The 24241-nt window shown below is 41.8% G+C and carries 20 protein-coding genes and 1 pseudogene; 17 read left to right on the top strand and 4 right to left on the bottom strand.

Translation table 11 applies throughout. The features are described 5' to 3' along the window. The first annotated feature begins 251 nt into the window (after nucleotides 1-251). The 5 genes from V7K55_RS06160 to cbiE all read left to right on the top strand — a co-directional run bounded on the left by V7K55_RS06160 (nucleotide 252) and on the right by cbiE (nucleotide 6324). Nucleotides 252-575, top strand: a complete 324-nt coding sequence (locus V7K55_RS06160) for a YnfA family protein (protein WP_334829242.1) — start codon at nucleotides 252-254, stop codon at nucleotides 573-575. A gap of 588 nt (nucleotides 576-1163) precedes the next feature. Then, nucleotides 1164-2588 (top strand): ammonium transporter, encoded by a 1425-nt coding sequence (locus V7K55_RS06165; RefSeq protein ID WP_442949070.1) that lies wholly within the window; start codon nucleotides 1164-1166, stop codon nucleotides 2586-2588. A gap of 108 nt (nucleotides 2589-2696) precedes the next feature. Next, on the top strand, nucleotides 2697-3554 hold the full coding sequence (locus V7K55_RS06170; protein ID WP_334829245.1) for an SGNH/GDSL hydrolase family protein: 858 nt from the start codon (nucleotides 2697-2699) through the stop codon (nucleotides 3552-3554). A 95-nt stretch (nucleotides 3555-3649) separates the two neighbouring features. After that, nucleotides 3650-4858, top strand: coding sequence for a 4-hydroxy-3-methylbut-2-enyl diphosphate reductase (locus tag V7K55_RS06175; protein WP_334829247.1), 1209 nt, complete (start codon nucleotides 3650-3652; stop codon nucleotides 4856-4858). Between the two features lie 257 nt (nucleotides 4859-5115). Continuing rightward, nucleotides 5116-6324, top strand: a complete 1209-nt coding sequence (cbiE, locus tag V7K55_RS06180) for a precorrin-6y C5,15-methyltransferase (decarboxylating) subunit CbiE (protein ID WP_334829249.1) — start codon at nucleotides 5116-5118, stop codon at nucleotides 6322-6324. Nucleotides 6325-6490: 166 nt separating this feature from the next. Here cbiE and V7K55_RS06185 read toward each other — a convergent pair whose 3' ends face one another. After that, on the bottom strand, nucleotides 6491-6676 hold the full coding sequence (locus V7K55_RS06185) for a hypothetical protein (RefSeq protein ID WP_334829251.1): 186 nt from the start codon (nucleotides 6674-6676) through the stop codon (nucleotides 6491-6493). Between the two features lie 536 nt (nucleotides 6677-7212). Between V7K55_RS06185 and V7K55_RS06190 the strand changes: the two genes are divergently transcribed. The 9 genes from V7K55_RS06190 to V7K55_RS06230 all read left to right on the top strand — a co-directional run bounded on the left by V7K55_RS06190 (nucleotide 7213) and on the right by V7K55_RS06230 (nucleotide 16016). Next, nucleotides 7213-8724, top strand: a complete 1512-nt coding sequence (locus V7K55_RS06190; RefSeq protein ID WP_334829253.1) for a hypothetical protein — start codon at nucleotides 7213-7215, stop codon at nucleotides 8722-8724. A gap of 75 nt (nucleotides 8725-8799) precedes the next feature. Next, on the top strand, nucleotides 8800-9015 hold the full coding sequence (locus V7K55_RS06195) for a hypothetical protein (RefSeq protein ID WP_334829254.1): 216 nt from the start codon (nucleotides 8800-8802) through the stop codon (nucleotides 9013-9015). 152 nt (nucleotides 9016-9167) lie between these two features. Then, nucleotides 9168-9458, top strand: coding sequence for a hypothetical protein (locus V7K55_RS06200; protein WP_334829256.1), 291 nt, complete (start codon nucleotides 9168-9170; stop codon nucleotides 9456-9458). A 30-nt stretch (nucleotides 9459-9488) separates the two neighbouring features. Beyond that, nucleotides 9489-9935: a pentapeptide repeat-containing protein gene (locus tag V7K55_RS06205; RefSeq protein ID WP_334829258.1), complete on the top strand. Its 447-nt coding sequence runs from the start codon at nucleotides 9489-9491 to the stop codon at nucleotides 9933-9935. Further along, nucleotides 9920-11386: a pentapeptide repeat-containing protein gene (locus V7K55_RS06210; RefSeq protein ID WP_334829260.1), complete on the top strand. Its 1467-nt coding sequence runs from the start codon at nucleotides 9920-9922 to the stop codon at nucleotides 11384-11386. Before V7K55_RS06205 ends, V7K55_RS06210 begins: the two co-directional genes overlap by 16 nt. A 57-nt stretch (nucleotides 11387-11443) precedes the next feature. Then, complete coding sequence (locus V7K55_RS06215) at nucleotides 11444-12991, top strand: FAD-binding oxidoreductase (RefSeq protein WP_334829262.1); 1548 nt, start codon at nucleotides 11444-11446, stop codon at nucleotides 12989-12991. Between the two features lie 22 nt (nucleotides 12992-13013). Further along, the gene (locus V7K55_RS06220) at nucleotides 13014-13718 is read left to right on the top strand and encodes an actin-binding WH2 domain-containing protein (protein WP_334829264.1); all 705 of its coding nucleotides are present in this window, start codon (nucleotides 13014-13016) and stop codon (nucleotides 13716-13718) included. Nucleotides 13719-13760: 42 nt separating this feature from the next. Continuing rightward, a complete protein-coding gene (locus tag V7K55_RS06225) occupies nucleotides 13761-14468 on the top strand; it encodes an actin-binding WH2 domain-containing protein (protein WP_334829266.1) in 708 nt (235 codons plus the stop codon). Nucleotides 14469-14816: 348 nt separating this feature from the next. Beyond that, nucleotides 14817-16016, top strand: a complete 1200-nt coding sequence (locus tag V7K55_RS06230) for an acyl-CoA dehydrogenase family protein (RefSeq protein WP_334829268.1) — start codon at nucleotides 14817-14819, stop codon at nucleotides 16014-16016. 107 nt (nucleotides 16017-16123) lie between these two features. Here the strand turns inward: V7K55_RS06230 and V7K55_RS06235 are convergent, their stop codons facing one another. After that, a complete protein-coding gene (locus V7K55_RS06235) occupies nucleotides 16124-17071 on the bottom strand; it encodes a D-2-hydroxyacid dehydrogenase (protein WP_334829270.1) in 948 nt (315 codons plus the stop codon). 274 nt (nucleotides 17072-17345) lie between these two features. Here V7K55_RS06235 and V7K55_RS06240 point away from each other — a divergent pair, with 274 nt between their 5' ends. Continuing rightward, nucleotides 17346-18056 carry a TVP38/TMEM64 family protein gene (locus tag V7K55_RS06240; protein ID WP_334829272.1) on the top strand — a complete coding sequence of 237 codons (711 nt, stop codon included), beginning with the start codon at nucleotides 17346-17348 and terminating at the stop codon, nucleotides 18054-18056. Between the two features lie 107 nt (nucleotides 18057-18163). Next, a complete protein-coding gene (locus tag V7K55_RS06245; protein ID WP_334829274.1) occupies nucleotides 18164-19174 on the top strand; it encodes a glycosyltransferase family 2 protein in 1011 nt (336 codons plus the stop codon). 124 nt (nucleotides 19175-19298) lie between these two features. Here the strand turns inward: V7K55_RS06245 and recN are convergent, their stop codons facing one another. Continuing rightward, entirely contained in the window at nucleotides 19299-21047 is a 1749-nt protein-coding gene (recN, locus tag V7K55_RS06250) for a DNA repair protein RecN (RefSeq protein WP_334829278.1), read from the bottom strand. A 280-nt stretch (nucleotides 21048-21327) separates the two neighbouring features. Between recN and V7K55_RS06255 the strand changes: the two genes are divergently transcribed. Then, the gene (locus V7K55_RS06255) at nucleotides 21328-23319 is read left to right on the top strand and encodes an ABC1 kinase family protein (protein WP_334829276.1); all 1992 of its coding nucleotides are present in this window, start codon (nucleotides 21328-21330) and stop codon (nucleotides 23317-23319) included. Nucleotides 23320-23350: 31 nt separating this feature from the next. On the opposite strand, the pseudogene cysC reads toward V7K55_RS06255, so the two are convergent. Next, nucleotides 23351-23905 (bottom strand): annotated as a pseudogene (cysC, locus tag V7K55_RS06260) (adenylyl-sulfate kinase). Between the last annotated feature and the right edge of the window lie 336 nt (nucleotides 23906-24241).

Below are 24241 nucleotides of genomic sequence, written 5' to 3' on the forward strand. Positions count from 1 at the left end.
ACATTCTGGGGGATTAGGGAATGGGGATTAGGGACTGGAGATTGGGGGTTAGGGGGAATTATTAAATAAAAAAGAAGTCCTTATCTTGTTTCTCCCCATTCCTTAGTACCCAGTCGCCAGTCGCCAGTCGCCAGTCGCCAGTCCCCAGTAACCAATTTGTTCAACAAACTTACTTTAATTAATGACAATAGTTTAGTTAAAAGCGTTAGCGTAATTTTACTGAGTTCGACCTGATTAAAAAATCGATCGTAATGATTAAGTCTCTGCTGTATTTTTTCTGGGCTGGTTTATTTGAAATTGGGGGTAGCTACCTAATCTGGTTGTGGTTACGCGAAGACAAGCCATTCTGGTGGGGCATATTGGGGGGAATGGCTTTAGCCTTCTATGGGGTGATTGCAACTCTCCAATCGGCAAATTTTGGCAGAGTGTATGCGGCTTACGGCGGTGTGTTTATTGTAATGGCAATGCTTTGGGGTTGGAAGGTAGACGGGGTAACTCCAGACCGCTACGAGCTAATAGGAGCTTGTTTAGCTTTGGTAGGTGTTTTAATTATCATGTTTGCACCCAGAACTTAAGTAAAAGTACTAAATTATTTTCGACCAATAACTTTTATATTATTCCCTTTTAAACAGATAATAACCTCACGCCAAATCGCAAAGTTTTTTTGCAACTAATCGTACAAGCGCATTTATTTAAGTAAAAATGCGCTTGTACGAAAGATATCAAAATAATTCACAACATATTTATGTAAATTCTCTGAGAATTCACAAATATTGTAAAGTCTCACAAGTATCTTGGTTTGTAACAGTAGGTAACTAAAAATTGGTGATTTTGTAGCGGTTCCATAAAATGCTATTCTTCAAAAAAAAAGATGTAAATTTCACACCATACCCTGATTTCAATCTTGGCAACTAAGTAAGTTAGCGCGAAAAACCCCCAAGAATGTTACGAAATATAAACAGGCTTAAAGCCCTTACTAATGACAAATGACAGACTTTGCCAGTTAGCTTTAACAATCAGGATTATATTTTTGTTAACATTTCCAGAAAACTCCACTTAAGTAACTTTAAAGACAAAAATGTGCGGACAGAAGTAATCAAATGTAGTTAAGTATACAAATTATTGGTGTTTAGGAAGAAAAAGAAGTGTTGAAAAAAGTTGTGATGATTGGGGTTATCACCCTACTCTTTTTGGGAGGGCCGCTGATGGGCAATGCTTTTGCCCAAACACCAGCGGCTGTGCCTGCTGCTGATACTGGAGATACGGCATTTATGCTGATTTCAGCAGCACTTGTGCTGTTAATGACACCAGGATTAGCGTTTTTCTATGGTGGATTTGTCCGATCGCGCAATATCCTAAACACATTGATGATGAGCTTTGTGTTGATGGCGATCGTGGGAGTTACCTGGATTCTTTGGGGTTATAGTCTTTCCTTTGCACCAGGGTTGCCCTTTATTGGTGGGTTGCAATGGTTTGGGTTGAACGGTGTCGGTTTAGAGACTCAAGGCTACTTGCCGCATCTGCCTTATGAAGATGTCCTGAAAGCAGGAGACCCCAAATATGCTGATGTCGTCTCTTATGCCGGAACGATTCCCCACCAGGCATTCACGATTTATCAAGCCATGTTTGCCATTATCACCCCAGCCTTAATTTCTGGGGCGCTCGTTGAGCGGATGAGTTTCCGCGCTTATTGTCTGTTTGTGCTGCTGTGGTCAACCTTTGTTTACGCCCCCCTAGCCCACATGGTATGGGCGAAAGGTGGATTCTTGGGTTTATACGGTGGATTGGGTGCCCTCGACTTTGCAGGTGGCACAGTAGTTCATATTAGTTCTGGCGTTTCAGCTTTGGTAGCAGCGATCGTTCTTGGCCCTCGGAAAACCCATCCCGATCGCCTTAGTCCCCCACACAACGTTCCTTTCATCTTGCTGGGTGCTGGCTTACTCTGGTTTGGCTGGTTCGGTTTCAACGCTGGTAGCGCCCTATCTGTCGCCAGTGGAACTTCTGGGAACTTAACAACAAATTTAGCAACAACAGCCTTTGTTGCCACCAATACTGCGGCGGCTGCGGCAGCTTTAATGTGGCTAATTTTGGAAGCAGTTTTACGAGGTAAACCGACAGCTGTGGGAGCAGCTACAGGAGCCGTTGCTGGTTTAGTCGGCATCACCCCCGCCGCCGGATTTGTCACACCGCTATCAGCGATTTTAGTTGGTTTCATCACCGCCTTTGTTTGCTTCTACGCTGTGAGTTTCAAGCATAAGCTGCAAATTGACGATGCTTTAGATACATTTCCCGTACATGGGGTTGGTGGTACAGTGGGGGCAATTTTAACGGCCATCTTTGCCACAACTCAAGTTAACGGGGGAGGTAAAGACGGAGTACTGCGTGGTAATTTTGGTGAATTGGGAGTTGAACTAGCAGCAATTGCCGTTGCCTATCTGATCGCAGGTGTTGGTACGTGGATTATTCTCAAGGTTCTCGATGCTACAGTCGGACTGCGTGTCAAAGAGGAAGCTGAATTGCAAGGTTTGGATATCAACGAACACGGTGAAGAAGGTTACAACTCCGAGTTTGGCGATCGTCCCATTTAGGAGGGCCGAGTTATTCAATTTTGGATTGAAAGAAAAATCCAAAATTGGGCTGATTTGCGATCGCTAGCGTTAAAATTTGATTCAAATAATTAGTAAATTTCGCTAGTCGTGTCTACTTCTGCAAAAACCTTCCCTATCTGGGCATTTTTCTCGCTGTTAACCAACGGCATCCTAATGTTGGCGGTCATCCTGCTAATCTGGCAACAGCAGAGATTGGCCGCTTTTTTTGGGATAATAACATCCCCAGAACCAATCAGCCTAAACAACTCAACCCAAATTGCTACACCTGATTTGGGTCGCCGTCACCAACTCACTTACCAAGAGTGGGTAGATATCCTCCAGCAAGAAGCCAAAGTAGCAGCCGATCAACGGACTCCCCATTTAACCATCCTGGCGGGAGATTCTCTGAGTTTGTGGTTTCCCTCTGAGTTATTACCCGAAGGCAAAAATTGGCTCAACCAAGGGATTTCTGGGGAAACCAGCAATGGCCTATTGAAAAGATTGAAAATATTTGACCGCACCCAGCCAGAGGTGATTTTTGTGATGATTGGCATTAACGATCTAATTCGGGGGATAAGCGATGGGGAAATTTTAGATAATCAACGGCAAATTATCAATTACCTCCGAAAGACTCATCCCACAGCGCAAATTGTTGTCCAATCAATTTTGCCACATGCCGCAGAGGAAGCAACCTGGAAAGGACGAGATAAACTGTTAGCTGTTACCAATAGCCGCATTCAGGGGTTGAATCAGCAACTGCAAAGTATTTCTACCAAAAGAGGTGTCAAATATCTCGATTTATATCCCCTATTTACCAACAAACAAGGAAATCTCCGGCGTGAATTTACTACTGATGGCTTACATTTAAGTCCTGAAGGCTATATAGTTTGGCGTTCTGCATTGCAGATTTATGGCGAAATCGAATTAAAATCTCAGTCTCAGCAGACTTCGGGGGGAAAAGGTTAAAGGACAAAAAGAAGTAATATCTTTGAATACAACTCTGTATAAATCGCGGCTTGGCGCGAGAAAATAAAAAATAGTGGTTGAAGTAGACAAATCTAATGGATACAAAAGCTTTTAAGCGCAGCCTGCAACATTCAGAAAATTATAATCGCAAGGGCTTTGGTCATCAAGCAGAAGTTGCCACCCAGTTGCAATCTGAGTATCAGAGTAACTTGATTCAAGAAATTCGCGATCGCAATTACATTCTGCAACGGGGTGATGTGACAATCCGACTAGCACAAGCTTTTGGCTTTTGCTGGGGTGTAGAACGGGCTGTGGCCATGGCCTACGAAACTCGTCAGCACTTCCCCACAGAACACATCTGGATTACTAACGAGATTATCCACAACCCTTCTGTAAATCAGCGAATGCAGGAGATGGAAGTTGAATTCATCCCCATTGAAGGAAAGAATAAAGACTTTTCTGTTGTTGGCACTGGTGATGTAGTGATATTACCCGCTTTTGGGGCTAGCGTTCAAGAAATGCAGATCCTTCACGAGAAAGGCTGCAAAATTGTTGATACGACTTGTCCTTGGGTATCTAAAGTTTGGAATACAGTAGAAAAGCACAAAAAAATCGATTATACATCAATAATTCACGGTAAATATAAGCACGAAGAAACAGTCGCAACTAGTTCTTTTGCTGGCAAATATTTGATTGTGTTGAATTTGCAAGAAGCAGCTTATGTTGCTGACTATATTATCAATGGTGGGAACCGGGAAGAATTTCTGACAAAATTTGCTAAAGCTTGTTCAGCAGGATTTGACCCCGATCGCGATTTAGAAAGAGTTGGCATTGCTAACCAGACTACGATGCTTAAAGACGAAACTGAGCAAATCGGTAAACTTTTTGAGCGGACTATGTTGCAGAAGTATGGCCCCACCGAGTTAACTCAGCATTTCCAAAGCTTCAATACCATCTGTGATGCCACCCAAGAACGGCAAGATGCAATGTTGGAATTAGTGGAACATAATTTAGATTTAATGATAGTAATTGGTGGGTTCAATTCATCGAATACTACTCAATTGCAACAAATTGCTTTTGAGCGAGGAATTCCTTCTTATCACATTGATACTGTTGAACGAATTAAATCAGGAGATTCTATAGAACATCGACAATTAAATGGGCAATTAATGACTACAAAAAACTGGTTGCCTGATGGTGAAATTGTCGTGGGAATTACTTCTGGTGCTTCTACGCCAGATAAGGTTGTAGAAGATGTGATTGAGAAAATTTTTGCTGTGAAAGCAACAGCCGCGCTGGTTTAATAGCGATCGTTTATTGGCGAAATATCACACTAAGATCAGCTATCGAGTTCGTAGTCAGGAATTTAGTCCTTATTTTTCAAGGACTAAATTCCTTACTACAACCCTCAAAACTGATAACTGTTCACTATTTTAAAAAATTGTGAGAAATTCGATAAATAGTTATTTATGAGCAAATTGGCAAAAGCTATGATTTGACTCGTCGCGCCAATTCAGAATTAGAATTAGCGTCAAATCTTAGTTATTAATCATGAATTAGCATGACAGAGAAATGGCTTTCTATCGTCGGGATTGGAGAAGATGGATTACAGGGGTTAAGCGCGATCGCTCTTTCCCTAATCACTCAAGCTAAAGCAATTGTCGGAGGCGATCGCCATTTGGCAATGCTTCCTACAGACGATCGACGCGAAAAACTAGTCTGGACATCCCCGATTAGCGCGTCTATAGACGAAATTATTCAGCGGCGGGGTCAGTCAATTTGCGTACTCGCAAGCGGCGATCCCATGTGTTATGGCATTGGTGTAACTTTGATGCGGCGAATTCCCATCTCTGAAATGACGATTATCCCCGCACCTTCAGCCTTCAGCCTCGCCTGTGCCAGGGTGGGATGGTCTTTAAATGAGGTGGAAACTTTGAGTTTGAATGGTCGTCCAGCCTCCTTACTCCAGTCTTACATTTACCCAAAAGCGAGACTGTTGATTTTGAGTGAAGGGAAGGACACACCCGCCATTGTTGCCGGGATTTTGACAAATCGTGGCTATGGTGATAGCAAAATTACCGTATTAGAGCGCATGGGTGGCACTCATGAAAGAATTGTGTCAGGTACGGCTGCATCTTGGAGTGAAACTGAAATTGCTGCTTTGAATGCGATCGCAGTTGATTGTATTGCTGATGCTGGGGTTATCGCTTTACCAAGATTACCAGGACTACCAGATAACGCCTACCACCACGATGGACAGTTAACCAAACGTGAAGTTAGGGCAATCACCCTAGCAGCTTTGGCTCCCACACCGGGAAAATTATTGTGGGATGTTGGCGCGGGTTGTGGCTCAATTTCTATCGAATGGATGCGGAGTAATGCTCGGTGTCGGGCGATCGCGATCGAACAAAATTCATCTAGACTACTATATATTGCCGATAATGCTGCCACTCTCGGTACTCCAAGTCTACAAATTATTGAAGGGAAAGCACCCCATATCTTGAAAGACTTACCTGCACCAGATGCGATTTTTATTGGTGGTGGGGTAACAGCAACAGGACTTTTGGATGTTTGCTGGGAAGCATTGCAGCCGGGTGGACGTTTGGTGGCAAATGTCGTGACAGTAGAGGGCGAGCAAACTTTATTTCAATGGCATGAACAAGTCGGTGGCGATTTGACTCGTGTTGCCATTCAACGGGCTGAACCTATTGGTAAATTTTTGGGCTGGCGAGCAATGGCAACTGTAACGCAATGGGTAGTTGTGAAATAACAAGATTTCTAAATCTAAAGTAAGGGGAGCATCCCAAATGTGCAAGTTTAATTTATATACAAGATTGTGACTTACCCCGAAGGATAAAAAACGAACCACTTTATTTATTGACACAAATGATCGGAGACGCAACTGATTGCGTCTCGACAAGTCAGCTAAGTATTATCTACACTTCAGTAGTTTTGTCAATCTGCCAAAAAACAGAAATAATTGCAGGCGCTTGCTCAAATTCGCTGATGGGGGCGGGTTTCATGTCCCGATAGTCCAGCAGTTGGACTAGGATCAGGTAAGCGATCGCTAAAATCACTGAAATCGCACCTGTAAGAATAGCAATTATTTTTGAACGTTCCATTAGTCTTTCCTGTAATACAAGTTATTGTGCTGTGTCTATATCCACATTAATACTTGAGACATACACTTACCGATATCCATTACTGTGATGGGCTATCAGTTAAATAGTAATCAATAGCTGTTCTTCATCCACCTGATAAACAACTCGATTGCGAAAAAGACCTGCGAAATCATCTTTGAAATATTTGCTTGATATTTGGAAGTTAGTAAGCACTTTTTCACTATTTACCAAAGTAACGGGTTAGATTTTACACCACTCTATCTATCTTTACATAGTTGAGTTTTTTCGCACCCACCTACTCATTAAAGCAATATATAAAGATAGAGTTTCGATTACACCGCAAGCCTTTGCAAGGTCTAAAAAGTGTGATAGAACATAGCAAAGTTAAGAACAAAATTAAGTACCAAAAGACTTATAGCTATTCGCTATTAGAGCTTTTAGACATCATAATTGATGAAGAAGCGACATAGTTGCTGTTATCTTGTTAGGATGTTAACTACTGCAATATATTCACTTACATTTAAATTAATAATTTCATGATTCGTATTGCTAAATTAAATAAAACTGACTTTATAATTTTGATTATTATTGTCATGATTGGTCTTGTGCATTTACCTTTTCCGTTTGACGGAGATCAAGCATTTTTTAGGCTAGGTGCTTGGGAAATGCAACAAGGAAAGGTACTGTATCGTGATTTTTGGGATATTAAGCAGCCGGGAATTTTCTGCTTTTATTTTTTAGCCGGTACTTTGTTTGGTTTTGATGAGATTGGCATCCATGCCTTTGAACTTATTTACATGTTATTTTTTTCGATAATATTGCAGCTAACTCTAAAAAGCTATTTTCGGCATCAAATAATTGCAAGTCTAGTACCTTTGTTAACAGTTGGTGTTTACTATATTGTTTCAGGTGCTTGGCAGCTTACTCAAGTAGAAGCACTGGTTGGCTTTCCTTTATTCCTTTGTCTGTGGCTAACATTTAAGTGTTTTAAAAATGAAGGTAAACAAAAATTTTATCTACTTTTAATGTCAGGATTTATTGGGGGAATTGTCCTCCTATTTAAATTCCTCTTTCTGCTGATCTTGCTTTCGTTTTGGCTGACTATATTTATGTATTCTCTATTAATCAAACGAGAGAGAACTAAAAAAATATTTATAGAGACTTGCTTGCCAGTTTTTATAGGAGTAATATTTCCTCTTTTAGTCGTTTCCAGCTACTTTGTCTGGGTTAATAGTTTTTCAATAGTGTATGAAACATTTTTTATCTATCCACCCCTTATTGTTGCTAAAGCCGAATTTCATAAGCTTGAGTTGATTTCGGGAATAAAATGGTTTTTGCAGAATTTTTACCCTTTAATTTTAATGGCTGCTGTTGCAGTATATGTATCTTTGCACAAGTCTAAGAATCTATTGACTTTGCTACTTGTTATTTGGTGTATTTTTGGTTTGGGTGTTATTATTCTCCAACGAGCAGCATTGTGGGAATACCATTATTTACTATTGTTTGTACCCATAGGGATTTTAGCAACTAAAGGATTAGATATATTATGGGATTCTTTAAAAGAATTAAGGTCTTTAATCCCGACAATTTTGCTCATATTTTTATTGTTATTACCTTTATCATCCACTCTGATCAAAAAGACTGTTACCCTGATCGACAATAACTTTGCTTTAACTGAAGATACCCGATTAAAATATCAGACTGTCTTTAGAAAAAAATATCCATCTCTTCATTCAGAGGCTAAGTTTATCTCTCAGTCAGGAAGTCTTGCTGGTGATATTTATGTAGCTGGCGATCCATCTATTTACTACTTATCTGGTCGAATTCAAGCCACAATACTACGTGGTTGGGCGCTTGAATATTTTCTGCCTGAACAATGGCCAAGACTTATAGATCAGTTAGAGTCATCAAAACCTCCTTATATCTTTATTGATTATGAACCCCAGACTATAATCAAAGAAAATTTTCCCAAAATGCTGGAATTTGTTGAGCAAAGATACCAGGTCTTACGTCAAAATAATAACGGTATTTGGTATATCATCAAATGATTTATTTCTATATCTAATGTTTTTTACCGTCGATTTACTCCCTCCTTTGCTATTCGCTATCTCAAAGGTAATGCGATGCCTACGGCGGCAAGCTACGCAGTTGCAAGAGTGATAGCCTTGCTAACAATCGTCCTGCCATTACCTATTGTTGCAAAACTGTTGTTTGGAGCAGAAAATTCTGCCCGTTCTTTGCAAAACTTGACTCGCTATTTACAGTTCATTGAGGCTTGTGCTGTAGTACCAATGGGACGAGAAACCGCTACATCCTACGCCCAAACACGCCTTACCTGAAAGTGCAAAGGCAGACCAATCCCAGAAAATGATAAATGTTAAATGTCTTGAACATGGTTGGAGATTAGCTACAAATGATAAGCATTTTAGTTATGCAGATAATCTCATAATGGAACAGTGGTAATTAGTGGCTGTAGTTCAACAATGACCCTTTGAACCTCAGTGATGACCTTCTGAACCTCGACGTTGACCTTTTGAGGCTCAACGATGACCTTCTGAGCCTCGAAATTGCGCCTTTAACCCTCGAAGTTGCACCTTTTATCCTCGAAGTTGCGGCTTTTAACCTCGACGTTGACCTTTTGAGGCTCAACGATGACCTTCTGAGCCTCGGAGTTGCGCCTTTTATCCTCGAAATTGCAGCTTTTATCCTCGGAGTTGCACCTTTTATCCTCAACGAACAAATATATCTAACCATTCCTGAATTTACAGGGGTGAGCGTGTAGTAAAATTTGCTCACCTCCATAAAGTGGAACATGGCTTTAGACTTCTCCGGTCAAAATCTCCGAGGACGCAACTTCAAAGGTAGACAAGACCTTGCGGGTGCAAACTTTAGCTATGCCGATATCCGAGGGGCAAACTTCACTAATGCTAATTTAACAGGTGCAAACTTCAGTTATACACAAGCTGGACTGCAACGAAGTTGGGCAATTGGTGCAGTATTAGTAACAGCCTTATTGGTTTTATCCGCACTATCAAAATCTGTAATTGTAGCTTTACTAATAGCTTCACTAGTAGTTATCAGCATAGCTATTGTTGCTTCTAGATATAACTGGGCTGTTGCTCTGACTGCAAATCTGGTTTTAACTATAGCTGGTTCTATAGCTTTCGTTTTGGCTTTGATTATTTCAGCAATTGTAACTGGCTCTATATCTATATCTATATTTAATGTTGTTTTGCTGGTGGTGTGCCAGTTGCTTTAGCATTTTTGGGGTTTATATACTTAGCTGTAGTTGGCTCTAGAGGCGCAATTATATCTACAGCTAGAGCTAGCGTTGAAGCTGGTATTGTGCCTTTTTCCATAGCAATAGCTGACGAGTGTTTAAAGACTGCTATCAATAACACGGGTGGTACAAGTTTTAACAAAGCTGATCTAACAAATGCTAATTTTACTGCGGCGACGCTGAAAAACACTAATTTTGGATATGCTAATGTAACTAATACTTGCTGGTTTCAAGCTAAAAGGCTTGATCGTGCTCGTGTTAGTGCAACTTATCTTGAAAAACCACAAGTACGCAAGCTAGTAATTACAGGACAAGGACAGAACAAAAACTTTGACCGTCAAAACCTCCGAGGTGTGAACTTACAAAAAGCTAACCTAGCAGATGCCAGCTTTATTGGCACCGATCTCAGTGAAGCTAATTTGCAAGATGCCGATTTGTCAAGAGCAAAGCTGAAGCAAACGCAACTAGACGGTACAGATTTAACAGGTGCAAATCTCACTGGCGCGTACATCGAAGATTGGGGCATTACACATACAACTAAATTGCATGGGGTGAGGTGTGAATATGTCTTCATGCGCTTACCCACCAAAGAAGACCCCGATCCTCTCCGCAAACCTGATAATAAACAAGAGGTATTTGCAGACGGAGATTTTGCCGACTTTATCAAACCAATTTTTGACACCCTCGACCTTTATCATAATCAAGGCGTTGACCCCCGCGCTGTAGCGATCGCCTTCAAAAACCTTGCCCAAAACCATCCCGAAGCCGAGTTAGAAATCGTGGCAATGGAGAAACGCGGCGATGATAAAATCTTGCTCAGAGCCAAAACCAACCCAGGTAGCGATAAATCTCAACTGAGTGCAGAATATTTTGACGATTATAATCAACTCAAAGCTTTATCTCAGAGTCAGCAATTATTGCTGGTAGAAAAAGATAAGCGCATTATTAGTTTAGAAAATATGGTAGATACTGCTCTCAAGCAGCCGAAATTTTATACTCAAGGAGATACAAATATGTCAGATATTAGCGGCATCAATATTCAAGATAGCAGTAATGTTAGCGGTATCGCTGGCAATAATTCTATTGCTAATCTAGGAACCATTAGCGGTAACGTGAGTATTGCCCTCAATCAGTTACCTGATGCACCAGATGTCGAGAAACCAGGAATTAAAGAATTATTGTCGCAGTTGCAAGATGCAATCATCCAGTCCACATATTTGTCAGAAGAAGACAAAGCCGAAGCACTAGAACAGGTGAAGACTTTAGCCGAAGCGGGTAAAAGTCCTCAAGAATCGACTAAGCAGAAGACGGCAAAAACAGCAATCACCATGTTGAAAGGGATATTTACAGGCTTACCTGTTGTTGCATCCCTAGTTGAAGCGACTAATAAATTATTACCTGCGATCGCAAAATTATTCGGTTTGGGATAAAAGCGCTGTTCCAGCAAAGATACCATCGATACTATAACTCTGCTGGAATTAAACCCGATGTCTTTAACCGAAGAAATTCTTTCCCAATTACCAGGTGATGTTTTAAAAGGGTTGCGCCAAAGCGATCGCATCCTCACATCTCTGCGAGAAAACACCTCACCCACACCACAGTTAGTTAAAGAAAATCAACAACCTTTAGGCGCTGTAGACTTCGATGTGCTTATCTGCGGTGGCACTTTAGGCATTTTAATTGGTTGCGCCTTGGCTGTGAAGGGATTGCGGGTAGCGTTGCTAGAACGGGGAATTTTGCAGGGGAGGGAACAAGAATGGAATATCTCTCGCAAAGAACTAGATGTGTTTGTGGAATTGAACTTGCTGACTGAGGAAGAATTATCAAGTGCGATCGCAACTAAATATAACCCAGCGCGAGTTAGTTTTGCTGGCGGTACAGAAGTTTGGGTAGAGAATGTTTTGAATATCGGCGTAGATCCAGTTTATCTGCTGGCTACATTGAAAACCCGATTTCTCGCCGTTGGTGGAAAGTTGTTAGAAAACACACCCTTTACTGAAGCAGTGGTTCATCAAGATGGGGTGATGGTAAATAACCAATTCAAAACTCGGTTATTAATCGACGCGATGGGACATCTTTCACCCATCAGCCAACAAGCACGCCAATGCAAAAAACCAGATGCACTGTGCTTAGTTGTGGGGACTTGCGCCCAAGGTTTTCTGGAAAATAACTCAGGCGACTTGTTATTATCATTTACATCCTTGCAAAATCAATGTCAGTACTTCTGGGAAGCCTTTCCAGCCAGGGATGGTAGAACAACTTACTTATTTACTTACATGGATGCACATCCCCAACGCTTGAGTTTAGAAGCTTTATTTGAGGAATACCTGCGTCTTCTACCAGAATATCAGGGAGTGGAATTGAACAAGCTGAAATTTCACCGGGCCTTGTTTGGTTTCTTTCCCACCCATCGTCAAAGTCCACTAAAAACCCCTTGGAATCGCATTCTAACAGTGGGAGATAGCAGTGGTAGTCAATCTCCCTTGAGTTTTGGTGGTTTTGGGGCAATGGTGCGTCACCTGAAGCGTTTAACTTATGGCATTTACGAAGCACTAGAAACAGAACAATTATCTGCAAAAGCTTTAAAACTGCTGCAACCCTATCAGCCAAGTCTGACTGTTACTTGGTTGTTTCAAAAAGCGATGAGTGTTGGTGTAAATCAGAAAATTGCCCCAGATCAAATTAACCAATTACTCTCAGAGGTATTTCAGCAAATGCAACAGTTGGGTACACCAGTGCTAAAACCATTTTTACAAGATATAGTGCAGTTTTCGGCACTCACGCAAACATTGTTAAGAACTGGTTTATATCATCCTGGAATAGTTACCAAGATAATTCCGCAAGTAGGTTTGGCAAGTTTGTTAGATTGGATGTTACATTACAGTAATTTAGGTATCTACACTGCGTTGTTTTCGTTAAGTCCAATGCTAGAAACGTGGATTAAGAATCAACCAAAAGAACAACAATATTATTGGCATCGTTTGATTGATGCCTGGAAGTATGGTTCTGGCGGTGATTACTCAGATGAAACTTGAATAATATCTATGGGAGGCGAATATGATTGAACGGAAATCTTCAGGAATAAAATACTTTGCAGTACTGATTGGATTCCTGCGCGATCGCCCAGGTTTTCTAGAGGAAGTTCGCCAAGGGACAAGATTACCAAACAAAATCATTTCTCTACTGGTTTGTAGTTCTTTATTTCTCGCTGGTTATGGCGGAATAATTGGTGCATACCATAGCTGGATGCAAGCTTTGTCTTCTGCAATTAAACTTCCAGCCCTTTATTTAGTTACACTCTTGATTTGTATCCCGACGTTGTTCTTTGCTAATATTATTTTTGGTTCAAAACGGACTTTTGCACAGTACTTAGCATTAGTATTGACTGCTGTTTCAATTACAAGCGTACTTTTATTTAGCTTTGCACCAATAACTCTGTTTTTCTTAATTACCACCAATAATTACCAATTTTTAATTCTGCTAAATGTATTCATCTTTGCATTAACCGGATTTATTGGAATTTCGTCTTTATATCAGGCTACAAATATAGTTTTAGAACAAGATGATGAAGGTACAAAGACGCGCCGTAAAATTGTAAAATTTTGGTTATTTCTTTACGCTTTTGTAGGTAGTCAGTTAGGATGGACTCTCAGACCATTTTTTGGTACACCTGGTTCTGTTTTTGAACTCTTCCGCGAAAGAGAAGGTAATTTCTATTTAAGCGTCATTAAATCTCTTAGCTATCTCTTTGGATTTCGTTAATTAGTAATTAGTAATTCCCCAAAATATCTCACATATAAAGTTATGTTAAATAAGCAAAATCGTGGAATTCAAAAATTCAGTGTTTTGATTACTTTATTGCGCGATCGCCAATCTTTTTTAGAAGAAATTCGTCAGGGAATAAGATTACAAAATAAAATCAGTTCTTTGTTCGTATCTAGTTCTATCTTTTTTGCCCTTTATGGAGGGATTATCGGTGCATCCCATAGTTGGGCACAGGCATTATCCGGCGCTATTAAACTTCCAGCGTTTTATTTATTAACACTGATTATTTGTTTCCCGACTTTGTTCTTTTTTAATGTCTTGTTTGGTTCCCGAAGCAGTATTCAACAACATTTTGTTGTATTACTCACCTCTGTATCAGTGATTAGCGTACTTTTATTTAGCTTGGCACCAGTCACACTATTCTTTCTCATCACTACACCAGATTCTTATCAATTTTTCAAATTGTTGAATGTGTTCATTTTTGGCATTACAGGTATTTTTGGTGTGAAATTCTTGTATGAAGGAATGCAATTACTTTCTCAACAAGATGAAGTCGGCAAAAAAACCCGCACCACTATTTTAAGATCCTGGTTATTGCTTTATGCCTTTGTTGGTATGCAGTTAGGATGGTTTCTCAGACCGTTTTTTGGTGCTCCTGACACCAAATTTGAATTATTTCGTGCAGTAAAAGGCAACTTTTATTTAGATATTGTAACGGCGATTTCTGAAATTTTAGGTTTGCGTTAACGAATCGCACAAGCCCCCCTGCCTAAAAGCCTTTTCTATAGGACTTACGCAAAATATCTCTCAAATTCTCATTTCTCCGTGTCGCGCCAGTTGCTTCAAGTCGGGGAATCCGCCCAACGCACTGGCTTCTCTGCGCCTCTGCGGTTCGTTATTCCGTAACTCTTGCGTAAGTCCTATTCTAAATTCTCTGCTTGGCTTGCTCTGCGAAAGCTATTTGTGTCATACTTGCATAACTTACTAATTCCTAAATTCCGAGCGGCTTTAAGTAGTATTACTAGCGATCGCCAGAAGACCTGAGTTAAAGGTCATAAACTGAAGAAGAAAAGAAAGCAGGATTTAGGCTACTTTATGTCAAAGTTGGAGCAAGCAGTGGCAGACACCTTTGTAATCAAAAGCTTAGAAACTCCCCCCAATATTCTCGATCGGGTTGAGGTTCTGGCTAAGGATTTTGCCACCTGTGCAGGGGTACATGACAAAGAAGGTTCTTTTCCCTTCGAGAATTTTACAGCTTTGCATGAGGCAGGATTACTCAACCTCACCATTCCGCGTGAATTAGGCGGTGAGGGTTTAGGGTTGCACACTATCTGCCGAGTCATTGAAGGGATAGCGCGTGGCGATGCATCAACCGCGCTAGTACTGACGATGCATTATCTCCAACATGCCAATGCAGCCCGTAGCCGTCGCTGGCATCCAGATGTATATAAACGGCTGTGTCGTGAATCGATTGAAGGCATTGCCCTGCTTAATGCGGCCCGTGTCGAACCAGAGTTAGGAACACCAGCTAGAGGCGGATTACCTGCCACAATTGCCGAAGGGACAACAGAGGGTTGGCGTTTAACAGGCCACAAGCAATACACTACAGGTAGTCCCATCCTGAGTTACTTTATTGTTTGGGCGCGGACAACTGAGGACGAACCGCAAGTTGGTAGTTTTCTAGTTCCGCGCGATCTGCCCGGTTTGCGAATTGTCGAAACCTGGGATCACTTGGGCATGAGAGCTACAGGTAGCCACGATCTGATTTTAGAGAATGTATTAATCCCCTTAGAGTATGCCCTGAATATCAATCCCATATCTGCTGCGCCATCCTTTGATCCGCTTATTTCAACTTGGGGCAGTTTGACAGTGAGTGCTTTGTATCTCGGTGTTGCTACTAGTGCGCGGGACTGGCTGGTAAAATATCTTTGGGAGCGATCGCCTTCTAATCTCAAAGAGCCACTGGCAACTCTACCACGCTTCCAAACTGCCGTGGGTGAGATAGAATCACTGCTGTTTGCTAACAATAGATTGATTTATAGCTTGGCTCAAGATATTGATAAGGGCGAGTATGAGTCTAATGTAGGATTACAGTCCCAAGCTGTTAAATACCTGACCACAACTAACTCAATTAGGGCTGTAGAGATTGCTTTAGAACTGACAGGTAATCCTGGTATGTTAAAAAGCAATCCTTTAGAGCGACACTACCGAGACGTTTTATGTAGTCGTATCCATACACCACAGAATGATGTTATTTGCCAGTCATTAGGTAAATCGGCGCTGAAAGTAAAGTGATTGGGGAGTGGGGGATGAGGGTGATAAACCGCTTCTACAGAAGACTTTTTTCCCCCTGCTCTCTGCTCCCTGCCTTATCCAAACGATAATTATTTACGCCGACCTACTTAGTATCCTGCTTTCTTGTCTACGACATTTCGTAAGGGCTGACCAGTTTGGTAGCGGATAAGATTGTCGATAAACAGTTGTGCTATACGCTCTCTCAGTCGTGGTGAAAGGGCTGAACAATGGGGTGTGATAAAGGCATTTGGTAGCGACCACAAAGGACTTTCCGGTGGCAGAGGTTCTGTAGCTACTGTATCTAATCCAGCACCCGCAATCCATCCCTCACGTAGTGCGGTGAGTAATGCAACTTCATCCACGATCGCACCACGAGCGATATTAATTAAGTAAGCAGACTGACGCATGGAGCGCAATGCAGCTTCATCGATTGAGCCTTTAGTTTCTGGAGTTAGTGGTGTAGCAATTACTACATAGTCTGTGGCTGGGAGGAGCGATCGCCACTCATTAGCACCAACAATCTTGTCAAAATTTGGTAGGGGTTTGGGATGGCGGCGACTACCCCAAACTCTAACACCAAATGCTTTAGCGCGAGATGCGATCGCTTGACCTATATTCCCGGTGCCGAGAATTAATAAAGTTGCGTCTGCCAACTCTTCGAGAAAGACTCCTCTTACCCAAGTGTGCTCATCTTGCAAAGTTTGCAATTTCCGCAGATTCTTGGCGTGATACAGCATGAATGCCAGTACAAATTCCGAAATTGGAATCGCATGAACCCCTGCGCCATTAGTGAGAATAATGTCCTTTTGCAAAAAAGTTGGTGTGAGGATGTGATTCACACCAGCACTAGGCGACTGTTGCCAACGCAGCCTGGGTGCGGCTGTTAGCACTTTGTCAAGAGTAGAAGTTTTCAGGTAAAATCCGTTGACATAAACTTCTGCATCACTGGCATCACCATCAAGATTACCTTCACTATCCACCTTCACAACATCTATATCAGATGGTAGGTATGGCTCAATATCAGCAACTAGATCGAGTGGTAAGATCAGTTTCATAGTAGATAACCTCTTTACAGGAATTTCTATAATGTATTGTCAAGAACTTAACTATTCTCAAGATTGTTTCAAACATTTTGAGGACATTTCGTTTTTAACTCGCTTATAGCTTTCCTTAATCAAATGAGTTACATCATAGCCCCCCTCTCAAAGAGTGGGTTGGGGGTTTGGTTCTTGTATTCCACCAAGCCGGGAAACGCTATATGCGAATTAATTAAAGGGGACATTTGCGACAGATGGGTTGTATTACAAAAAAAGTAGGAGTAGAGTTCTAGTGTGGAACTTGAAAACTGGTATTTTGCTACTCACACTGAGTTGCATAATTGCGACTGGTATAGCAGTATATCTGATTGGCGGCATTGAACCAGCACAAATTCAGGCTTTGTTAAAGTCTTCTGGAATCTGGGCACCGATTATTTATATTGCATTGTACGTTGTGGCAACAATGTTAGTTCTGCCCTCAACAGTACTAAATTTGACTGGAGGTGCAATTTTTGGCCCTTGGCTGGGTACTTTCTGGACTAGTGTTGGAGCAGTAATTGCAGCAATCATTGCTTTCGTTTTTACTAGAACTATTGGACGGCAAACAGTTGCAAAACGACTCGCAGGACGCTGGCAAGCTATGGATGCTGAGGTACGCCGTGGAGGGCTTTTTTATATGTTCGCCATCCGACTAGTACCAATCATGCCTTATGGCTTAGTCAACTTTGTGGCTGGACTGACTTCTATCAGCTTTAAAGATTATGTTCTAGGTACAACACTTGGTACTGTTCCTAGTGTCTTACCTTTTGTACTACTAGGTAGTTCTGGTCTAAAGGCAGTCAATACTGGTGATTTTTTGCCGCTAGTACTCGCCTTGGGCTTAACTGGAATACTGGTAGCAGGGTCTACTTGGTATCGCCATCGTCGGACTTTTCCCAAAAAAGCTGTAGAAAGCCTTAAAAAATCAGACTCTTCAGATTACATAAATCCAAATAACAAATAAATTATCGGAATAAGACTTGAGTTTTGCTAGGTATACTAAGAACCAAACCTCGATCGCGACAAGCAGTCTTTCAGCCTGGCTATTCAAAAATTAAATGAGATTCCTAGATGGTACCAAAGTATTCATTGATTGTTCCAATTTATAACGAAGAAGAAATTATTCCTGAACTATACCGCAGACTGAGTGCAGTAATGAATCGGCTGGATGGTCTGGTCGAATTGATTTTAATCAATGATGGTAGCCGCGATCGCTCCTTACAACTACTACGAGAACTCCATCAAAAAGACCCACGCATTTGCTACCTGAGTTTAGCTCGTAACTTTGGTCATCAAATTGCAGTTACTGCTGGTCTTAATTTTGTTCGGGGTCAAGTTATTATCATCCTTGATGCTGACTTACAAGATCCGCCAGAACTAATCCCAGACATGATTGAAAAATGGCAACAGGGCTATCAGGTTGTCTACGCTCAACGCACTCAACGCCTCAAGGAAGGATGGTTTAAGCGTTTTACTGCCTACTTCTTTTATCGCATCCTCAAGAAGCTTGCAGATGTAGAGATTCCTACTGATACTGGTGATTTCTGTTTAATGGATCGGCAAATCGTAGATATTCTCAATTCTATGCCAGAACGCACCCGTTATATTCGTGGTCTACGTTCTTGGGTTGGCTTTGAGCAAACCGCAATTCGGTTCGAGCGCAACCCCCGCTTTGCTGGGGAAGTTAAATACACTTTCCGCAAATCCTTGGCGCTTGCTATTAATGGTTTAGTATCCTTTTCAATAGTGCCACTGCGGTTATCAACCTATTTAGGCTTAGTGGCGGCGGCGGTTGCCATCTTCATGGCTTTATTAGTCTTATATTGGCGGCTTTTTCTCCCCCATTCACCTTTAACTGGGTTCACAATTATCTTGATGGCAATTTTCTTTCTCGGATCTGTGCAGTTAGTCAGTGTTGGCATCTTAGGCGAGTATATAGGGCGCATCTACGAAGAAGTTAAAGCTAGACCCCTTTATACTTTGGCAGAGGTAGCTGGCTTCTATTCCAAATCCTCCAATTCAACCAATAATTCTGACAAACGAGTTGACGCTTTCCACCCTAAAAAGGACGGGGAATCTTAAGATATTTCTGCCTCTGTACTTTGCTAATTTTGTCTTAGCGCTCTCCTAAAAAACCACATTTGCTTGGGGTTGGGGAATAAGCTCAAAACCCTTCAATTGGGCATTTTTTTACACAATCTTATTGTCAAATTTTCTCCCCGCGACGGTGGTTAGCGGCTTGCAATAACAGAGATTCGGCAAAAGCGATCGCATCACTTGCTGATTTACCACCAGCTAACTGTGCTAATTCTTCCCGGCGAGTAGTTAAATTATCCAAGGTAGTAACTCTCACAACGGTACGCTGTTCAGCATTTTCATTGTTAGCTTTTTTACCTTTACCTTGATTGATAGTCTGCTTATCCACCCGGAAATGGCGATCGGCCATTGCTGCAACTAAAGGCTGGTGGGTAACACACAATACTTGGTTGCGTTGACTTAGCTGGTGTAATTTTTCCGCGATCGCTTGGGCGACTCTTCCCGAAACCCCGACATCAATTTCATCAAATACCATTGTCCCAGCCACATCAACCTGAGAAAAACAAGCTTTCAGCGCTAGTAAAAAGCGGCTCATTTCCCCGCCAGAAGCAACTTCCGTTAAAGGTTGCAGTGGTTCTCCAGGGTTGGAACTAAATGTAAAAGTAATTTTATCTGCTCCCATCGCAGTGGGGAAAGCTGGTAATATTTCAACCAGAAATTTCACCTTTTCCATCGCTAGGGGCTTAAGTTCAGCTATCAAACGTGATTCTAAATTAGCAGCCGCCTTACTCCGCAGTTGAGTTAACTGACTAGTTGCTTGGGTAAGTTTTTCAAAACACGCCTTTTCTTGCTGTTCTAGCTTTTCAATAGATTGTTCGCTGTCGTTAAGTTGGGCTAATTCCTCTTGGATGCGTTGGTAATAAGCGATCGCTTCGGTAAGTGTCGGCCCATACTTACGGCAAATTTGTTTTAATTCCTGAATTCGTTCTTCCACCTCTTCCAATCGCTGCGGATCGGCTTCCAAACCATCCCCATAAGCATTAATCTGTCTTCCCACTTCCATTACCGCAGCTTGCGCGTCCCGTACCAACTCCAACAGGTGTTGCAGTTGGGTATCATATTCCACCATGTCATTTAATGTCGCTTCACCGTCTCCCAATAAATCTGCGGCGGCAGGAGTTTCACGATCGTTTTGATACAAAGCCTGATAGACCTTGTAACTCATCTGTTGCAAATCTACGACATGATTCAGGCGTTCCCGTTCTTGTCCCAACTGTTCCAACTCATTAGGTTCGCACAGATTAGCTGCTCCCAATTCCTGCACTTGATAAGTGAGCAAATCTAGTTGTTGTAACCGTTCCCGTTCTGATGTCCGGCGTTTTTCTAATGCTAAATGCGCCTGTTGATAAGTACTGAAATTCGTGGCGACTTTATGGCGCTGTTGCATTAGAGAGTCGCCGCCATATAAATCCAACCAGTCGCGGACTTGAGCAGATTGTCCTACTTGTACAGTTTGACCTTGGGCCGTGATTTCCACCAAGCGATCGCGCATTCCTCCCATAATCTGCCGATTTACCAACACACCATTTACCCGCGATCGACTGCGGATATTACTAGCAGTGGCTGTGATTTCTCGGCTAATGACTACGGAATTTTCATCAAGCAAATCTATTTCTTGTTCGGTCAACCAAGCGGCTAAGGGGGCATTTGAGGTGAAAGTCGCTTCTACCATTGCGCGACTCGTCCCCGTGCGAATGACTCGACTAGAGACTTTACCGCCTAAAGCGGCATCAATGGCATCCAAAATAATCGATTTTCCAGCGCCGGTTTCACCTGTAAGCACATTTAGTCCAGCGCCAAATTCCAATTCCAGTTGGTCGATTAGGGCAAAGTTTTCAATTCGCAGACAAAGCAACATCAAGCCAAATTCTCCACAAGGGCAGATGCCGGATACTTCTAATTTACAGGACAATAGGTATGATATTTCAGCAACTAGCAATACCTAATACTATTGAACTAGTATGCCCGTTTAACTGTAACAAAACTTTGGGCATTGGGAATGGGGAAGAAGCAAGGGATCAGGGAGCAGGGAGATTAGTTTTCCCCTTTGCTCTTTTGAATTCCCAATGCCCAATTCCCAATTCGTAAAGAAATTGTTACAATCCTTAATGTGATCGTTCTGACTGGTGGCCTTCTTCATGATTGTTAAGACACTTCCCCCTAGTTCCCGACCGATTCAGGAGGACAGTCGCAACGGCACAGATAGCCGAGGCGAACTGGACGTTATAGATATAGTGCCAGAAGAAAATGGTACACCAAACTTAGTTGTACGTTCACCAAGACTCTTAGCTGCCCAAAAGGTGAGGACATCTGCTCAACCTGAGACGCTTTACGATCCTGTGAGCATAGCGGCGCACTACCAAAATAGACCCCTGCAAGTTTTACGGCGGATTTTTGCCGTGTTGGGGCCGACTTTCTCCTTTGTTTTTGGGTTGTGGTCGGATAGTAAACGGGGAATTGTCGTCAAAAATGATCGCCGCAGAGCCACTCAACTACGAGAATTGCTGACCAAACTGGGGCCTGCTTACATCAAAATTGGCCAAGCTTTGTCCACCAGACCAGATTTAGTTCCTACCGTATTCTTAGAAGAATTAACTAAACTACAAGACCAATTACCACCTTTTCCCAACGAACTTGCTTACCAGTTTATCCAGGAAGAACTAGGCGCACCTCCAGAAGAGGTTTACGCCGAACTCTCAGCCCAGCCAATTGCTGCGGCTTCCTTGGGGCAAGTATATAAAGGTAAGCTAAAAACAGGTGAAGAAGTCGCGGTAAAAGTCCAACGCCCGGACTTAAGAGAGCGGATCGCTATTGACTTGTATATCTTGCGTAAACTCGCCGCTTGGGTACAGAAAAAAGTCAAACGGGTAAGAAGTGACTTAGTTGGGATTCTCGATGAATTAGGCGATCGCATCTTTGAAGAGATGGACTATATTCATGAGGGTGAAAATGCCGAAAGATTCTTTGAATTATACGGTCACATAAAAGACATTTACGTACCGAAAATCTACTGGGAATATACCAATCGTCGTGTCTTGACGATGGAATGGATTAACGGTATTAAATTAACCCAGACAGCAGAAATTAGCGCCCAAGGCATAGATGCTCGTTATTTAATTGAAGTGGGTGTCCAGTGTTCTTTGCGCCAGTTACTAGAACATGGATTTTTCCACGCCGATCCCCACCCTGGTAATTTATTAGCAACACCAGATGGTAAATTGGCTTATCTTGACTTCGGAATGATGAGCGAGATTAAGCCACCACAGCGTTATGGTTTAATTGAAGCGATCGTCCACGTCGTCAACCGTGACTTTGAAGGTTTAGCAAAAGACTACGTTAAATTAGATTTCCTATCACCAGAAACCGATTTAACACCAATTATCCCAGCTTTTGCCAGAGTCTTTGCTGATGCTCAAGGAGCCAGTGTTGCCGATCTTAATATAAAAAGCATCACCGATGAACTATCGGCCTTGATGTATGAGTATCCTTTCCGCGTACCACCCTACTATGCCTTAATTATTCGCTCGCTGGTGACGCTAGAAGGAATTGCAATATTTATAGATCCCAACTTTAAAGTCCTCAGCGAAGCTTATCCCTACGTTTCCAAACGCCTGTTAACAGACACAGCACCGCAATTAAGAGCATCATTGCAAGATTTGCTATTTAAAGATGGTCGATTTCGTTGGAATCGCTTAGAAAACTTGTTACGTAATGCGCGTAATAGTCAAGACTACGACTTTAACTTAGTGCTGAACCAAGGCATAGAATTTCTGTCATCTGAACGCGGTGCTTTCATTCGTGACAAGCTAGTAGATGAATCTGTTAACGGACTTGATGCTTTAGGTAAAAATGTTTTGCATAACTTTACCTCATTGTTGCGCGAACGTGTTGGCTTGACAGCAGTTAATGAAGCTCCAGCAGCGACAGTTGAGCAACAACAAACTTTAGAGCATATTAAACGTATATTAGGTATTCTCCAAGAAACACAAGGCTTTGATCCAATACAATTTGCGCCCAAAGTTGCCCAGTTATTGGTAAATTCAGATGTACAACGTTTAGGTCAACAAATTGCCAGCCGCTTCACGCAAAAAGCTGTAGCTAGAATGATTCGGCAATTATTAGCATCCTAGTAAGAGTTATGAGTTAAAAACTTTCTTTAACTCATAATTCATTCACATTAGGAACTATGTAACCCAACTCTTCCAGCTTTTCTAAAACCTTGCTTGCACTTTGGACAACGCTTTCTTGGTTAGTCTTACATTCGACTTCAGGATGAAGTGGTATTTCATACGGATCGTCAATACCAGTGAAGTGCTTAATCTCGCCGGTTCTTGCTTTTTTATATAAGCCTTTTACGTCTCGCTGTTCACAAACTTCTAATCATGCATTGACGTAAACTTCAATAAAATATGGAATATTTTGGCGCACTTCTTCTCTAATTTCGCGGTAAGGAGAAATGGCCGAAACCAATACAATTACATTATTTCTGGCAAGAAGATGAGCCACAAAGCCAATGCGCCGAATATTCTCTTCTCGATCTTCTTTACTGAAACCCAACCCTTTGCATAGATTCTGACGCACCGCATCGCCATCTAGAACTTCAACTCTGTATTTCTGTATCCGCAGTTCCTTCTCCACAAATTGACAGATAGTAGTTTTCCCTGCACCACTGAGACCAGTGAACCATACTGTCATACCATACTCTTCCTGTCTCATCCTACCTCCGCAGTACACTTCAAATGACACACCTAAAAAAAGCTTTTTTGGGTAATTTCAGGTTAAATAGCAATTTTATTTATAATCCTTTTCTAGCAGAGATTTCAGACATTGCCTAGTAATTACTGTAGCATTTGTTACTGTTATTTTCACCATTTTCAAGCTTATCAATTGCACTTATACGGATCTCGGCTCAATAAGCTGTTACGCAGCTTATTTGTATAATATAAAATTAAGTGCCTAGCTATGAACAGGGACATATGCCAGCAAAAAACCATCTATCTCAAGAGCAGAAAGAAAGACTACTAAAAACTCTAAGAGAGCATGAAAATCCCT

The sequence above is a fragment of the Nostoc sp. genome (assembly GCF_036919895.1).
Classification (GTDB): Bacteria; Cyanobacteriota; Cyanobacteriia; order Cyanobacteriales; family Nostocaceae; genus Nostoc.